The sequence below is a fragment of the Chitinophaga sp. genome (assembly GCF_035564935.1).
GTDB lineage: Bacteria > Bacteroidota > Bacteroidia > Chitinophagales > Chitinophagaceae > Chitinophaga.
In genome coordinates, this window is record NZ_DATMTE010000560.1 from 1 (window position 1) to 4,884 (window position 4,884).

The window sequence follows — 4,884 nt, forward strand, 5'->3', positions numbered from 1 at the left end:
CCGTGAAGTTTATTTTTATTTTAGACGGACCGTTATCTGTTTGCTCCACGCGTTCCAGTTTATCCAGCCTTTTGGCGATACTCTGCGCCTGTGCGGCTTTGGAGGCTTTTGCTTTAAAACGTTCAATAAAACGTTCCTGCTGGCGGATATAATCCTGCTGGTTTTCATAAGCGCGTTGCTGCATTTCGCGGCGCAGTTCCTTTTCCACTTCATAATCGGCGTAAGAGCCGGCGTAGTGGTGCAGTTGCTGCTGGTATACCTCTACTATCTTATTCACCATGCGGTCCAGGAAGAAGCGGTCGTGCGATACAATGATCACGGCGCCATTGTACCCAACCAGGTATCTTTCCAGCCATTCGATGGAGGGAAGATCCAGGTGGTTCGTGGGCTCATCGAGCATCAGTACATCCGGTTGCTGCAGGATGAGGCGTGCGAGGAGCACCCGCATGCGCCATCCACCGGAAAACTGGCTGTATGGGCGGTCCAGGTCGGCGGTGGTAAAGCCGAGACCTTCCAGTACCTGGGCCGTTTTATGTTTCATGTTGTAGCCGTCGAGCGCTTCAAATTCATGCAGCTTGTCGCTGAACTCATGCAACAGTTCATCCGTCTGGCTGTCTTCCAGCTCCCTGGTAATGCGCTCAATATCTTTCTCCAGTTCCAGCGCTTTGCCAAAGGCCATCATGCCTACGGTAAGAATGGATTCATCGGTTTCAAAGCTCAGCAGGTCCTGGTTAAAGAAGCCGATCGTCAGGCTTTTGCTTTTATTCACACTTCCTTTGGAAACGGAATATTCCCCGTTGATTATGCGCAACAGGGTAGATTTGCCGGTACCATTCAACCCGATAAGCCCAACCCGGTCGCCCGGTTCTATATGCCAGGAGGAATCTTCCAGGATAACCCTGGATCCAAACTCAAACGTAATGTCCTGTAATGCGATCAACATAAAAAATAAAAAAATTGGATAAAAAACGTGCAAAGTTAAGGAAAAATGCGGATTTTAACCTACTTGAATTGAATCCTCCCGACAAACAATCCGGTCATTTTATTTAGTTTTGTTACAAAGTGTAAGATTATGAATTTTAAAGTATGCGTTCCGGCAGGTTTGATGATACTGAGTGTAGCACTGTTTGCCTGTAACCAGCGGGCGCCGGAGCAGAAAGAAGCCGCCGGCGCTGTTTCTGAAGCGTTGCAGGCGCCTTACAGCCAGGTGTTCTACGACTCGCTGGGGGCCACCATGCAATCGTATTATAAGTTGTCCGATGCGCTGGTGCAGGCCGACAGTATCGCTGCCAACACCGCTGCTGCGGCGCTAAAAGGGCATATAGACAGTTTGCCGGTGAGCCTCTTACAAATGGATAGCAGCCACCTGGCCAACATTACCGGGATTACCGGCAGTGTGAGCGCCGAACTAACGGGGCTGGCAGGCGAATCAGCACTGGAAGGAAAGCGGGAATCTTTCCAGATGGTATCTGATATGCTGTTTGATCTTGTAAAGAACACCGGTTTGAAAGGTCATACTATTTATCACCAGTATTGCCCTATGGCATTTGACGACAAAGGCGCTTACTGGCTCAGCGATAAAGCGGGAATTGAGAATCCCTATTTCGGCCATAAAATGCTCACCTGCGGTGAAACAAAAGACAGCCTGATTTACAAGTAATAACTTATCGTTGGATCATGCACAGTAAATCGTAACTTGCTTTTGCTGCACCTGATCCAACGGTATGTTCACACGATATAGTCCTTTTTTGCTGTTTTTCTTTTTGCTATGTTTCTTCAACGAGGCAGCGGGACAGCAATTTACTGTAAGCGGTTTCATTAAAGACAGTACCAACGGGGAATCTCTTCCTGGCGCCACTGTGCAGGTACTGCATTCCACTAACGGCGTTCATACCAATAACTACGGCTTTTACTCCATCACCCTGCCCGCCGGCAATTATATCCTGTTGTATTCTTTTCTTGGCTATGAATCCAAAGCGGTAGCGCTGAACCTCGATGCCAATATTACGCAGCACCTGCAGTTATATCCCCGTTCCTACCAGGCAAAGGAAGTAGTGATCAGCGATAAACGAAAGGATGCCAATGTAAAAAGTACCGATATGGGAAGAGTGGAGCTTACCGCCATGGAAGTAAAGAAGCTGCCGGCGCTGATGGGAGAGGTGGATGTGCTGAAAGCCCTGCAGCTGATGCCGGGTGTTCAGGCTGCCGGCGAAGGGAATGCGGGTTTTTATGTGCGGGGCGGCGGCGCTGATCAGAACCTCATCCTGCTGGATGAAGCGCCGGTGTATAATACGGGGCATCTCTTTGGTTTTTTCTCCGTGTTTAATGCAGACGCCATTCGCAGTACCACGCTCATTAAAGGCGGTATGCCGGCCAATTACGGCGGGCGTTTGTCGTCTGTAGCAGATATTTCCATGAAAGAAGGGAACAGTAAAAATTTCCAGGGAGAAGGAGGGATCGGTTTGATTTCTTCCCGTTTGTCGTTCCAGGGACCGCTGAAAAAAGATAAAGCTTCTTTCATTGTAAGCGGCCGGCGTACATACGTCGACGTTATTACCAAGCCTTTCATTAACAATACTTCGTATAAGGGTTCGGGTTATTATTTCTATGACCTGAATGTAAAGATGAACTATATTTTTTCAGACAGGGACCGTATTTACCTGAGTGGTTATTTAGGGAAAGATGTATTCAGCTTTAATAACCAGGATCGTTCCTTTGATGTAAAGATCCCCTGGGGCAATACCACGGCTACTTTACGGTGGAATCATGTGTTTAACCGGAAGTTGTTTGCCAATACCTCTCTCATCTACAATGATTATAAATTCCAGTTCAGCGCTTTGCAGAATAATTTTGATATCCGCTTATCCTCCGGTATCAGTGATATGAACCTGAAAACGGATTTCGATTATTACGTGCATGTAAAGCATCATATCCGTTTTGGCGGGAATTATATTTATCACACATTTACACCGTCTACCATCAGCGGGCAGCAGGATTCCACCAGGTTTTCACCGGAAAATGTGTTTAAGAAATATGCTCATGAAGCGGCCTTGTATATAATGGACGACTGGGAAATATCCCCCCGGCTGCAGCTCAATGTAGGACTGCGTTACAGCGGGTTTATGCAAATAGGCCCTTATACCCGTTATTACCGGGATGCGGCGGGCAATAAAACAGATAGTACCGTGTACCGGCGCTGGCAGCCAATATCGCGGCATGGCGGCTTTGAGCCAAGGTTTATCCTGCGCTGGTCCTGGAATGATGTAAGCTCGGTAAAGGCTTCCGTTACCCGTAACTACCAGTTTATTCACCTGGTATCCAATGCGGGCACTACGCTGCCTACAGATGTTTGGGTGCCCAGTACTTACCTGGTGCAGCCGCAGATCTCCTGGCAGTATTCAGCGGGGTATTTCCGCAATTTCAGTAACAATATGTACGAGGCGTCGGCAGAGGTATATTACAAAAGCCTGCAACACCAGATTGAATACAAGGAAGGCTATACGCCTACTTTTAACGATCCGGAACAGGACTTTGTATTTGGAAAGGGACAGGCATACGGACTGGAGCTGTTTGTGAACAAAAGGAAAGGCCGGTTTACCGGCTGGCTGGGTTATACACTGGCATGGACCTGGCGGGAGTTTCCTGCCTTGAATGATGGCAAGCGTTACCCGGCGAAATACGACCGCCGTCATGACCTGGCGTTGGTGGGTACTTATGAACTGAACAAGCGGTGGACGGTATCCGGCGTATTTATTTACGGTACCGGGAACACTACCACGCTGCCGGAGAAGTTCTATTTTGTAGAAGGTACGCTGGTACAGGGTTTTGGCAGCATCAATTCCTACAGGCTGGATGCCTATCACCGGCTGGATCTTTCAGCTATTTACACACCTGTGTCTAAGAAGCCCAATAAACGTGTTAAAGGCAGCTGGACGTTTTCAGTATACAATGTTTACAGCAGGAAGAACCCTTACTTTATTTATTTCGACCAGCAGGGGAGTGCAATTGATGGAACGTTGAAGGTAAGTGCGAAGCAGGTGTCGTTATTTCCGGTGTTACCGTCTGTGACGTATAACTTTAAGTTCTGAGGAGGGATTACATGGGGTGATAGCGGGTTATTTCAGTAAGCCTGCATACCTTAACAGGGCTGCTATGGAGCCGATCAGCAGAAGGTACTGGAGAATTGTGACTGAATGCAGGTGCTTCATCAGCCTGCTTTCCAAGCTATTGATGTCCGTTTTCAGTTCTACTCTTAACTGGCCGATGTCTTCTTTCAATTCCGACCTTACCTTGCTGATATCTTCTTTTAGTTCTGATCTTACTTTGCCAATGTCTTCTTTTAATTCCGACTTAACAGCTGATAACTCGGCTTTAGTAGCCAGTTGGTCAGTTTTCGCAAAAGATTTCCTTTCATAATACTCATCCATTGTACAAACAACTTCCATGGCTTTGGCATCCGATAGATGCAGATCGTTCCGGAAAATGTCGTACAGTTTTAAATTTCCAATTGTCATATCTAACGGTTTTATATTATTGAATTAAAATTAATTTATTTCCGGCTTCAATATTGAAGTTATTACAGATATTTCTTTTAGATATATCAATTGCTGGCAGCGGTTCTTATTGCTTAAAGACGAATCGCATTCTGAGAATGTGCAAGTTGAAATATGGCCTGGGTTATTACCTGTGGCATACTTCCCGGATACTTCTCCGGTGCTTAGGACTCGTCTATGTGTAGTGCTTACCATACACTCCCCATACACTCTCCATACACTCCCCATACACTCCCCATACACTCCCCATACACGGTCACGTCCTGAAATAGGTTTACATACTTGTTAGATAATCCTGTTTGAAGTTTACAATAATAAGTATTAATCCTGG

Annotated in this window: 4 protein-coding genes; 2 read left to right on the forward strand and 2 right to left on the reverse strand. The window is 46.7% G+C overall.

Features of this window, described 5'->3' with window-relative positions; genetic code table 11:
* Positions 1–943: ABC-F family ATP-binding cassette domain-containing protein (locus VN105_RS14540; protein ID WP_325642100.1), on the reverse strand; the 943-nt coding region annotated here is incomplete at its 3' end.
* Positions 944–1,072: 129 nt separating this feature from the next.
* Here VN105_RS14540 and VN105_RS14545 point away from each other — a divergent pair.
* Positions 1,073–1,660, forward strand: coding sequence for a DUF3347 domain-containing protein (locus tag VN105_RS14545; RefSeq protein ID WP_325642102.1), 588 nt, complete (start codon positions 1,073–1,075; stop codon positions 1,658–1,660).
* Positions 1,661–1,724: 64 nt separating this feature from the next.
* A complete protein-coding gene (locus tag VN105_RS14550) occupies positions 1,725–4,088 on the forward strand; it encodes a TonB-dependent receptor (RefSeq protein WP_325642104.1) in 2,364 nt (787 codons plus the stop codon).
* Positions 4,089–4,115: 27 nt separating this feature from the next.
* Here the strand turns inward: VN105_RS14550 and VN105_RS14555 are convergent, their stop codons facing one another.
* Positions 4,116–4,514 (reverse strand): hypothetical protein, encoded by a 399-nt coding sequence (locus tag VN105_RS14555; RefSeq protein ID WP_325642106.1) that lies wholly within the window; start codon positions 4,512–4,514, stop codon positions 4,116–4,118.
* Positions 4,515–4,884: the final 370 nt, after the last annotated feature.

What these genes read in the sequence shown, in the direction of transcription:
- VN105_RS14550 (WP_325642104.1), top strand. Translation starts at nt 1,725, where the DNA reads ATGTTCACACGATATAGTCCTTTTTTGCTGTTTTTCTTTTTGCTATGT.
- VN105_RS14555 (WP_325642106.1), bottom strand. Translation starts at nt 4,514, where the DNA reads ATGACAATTGGAAATTTAAAACTGTACGACATTTTCCGGAACGATCTG.
- VN105_RS14545 (WP_325642102.1), top strand. Translation starts at nt 1,073, where the DNA reads ATGAATTTTAAAGTATGCGTTCCGGCAGGTTTGATGATACTGAGTGTA.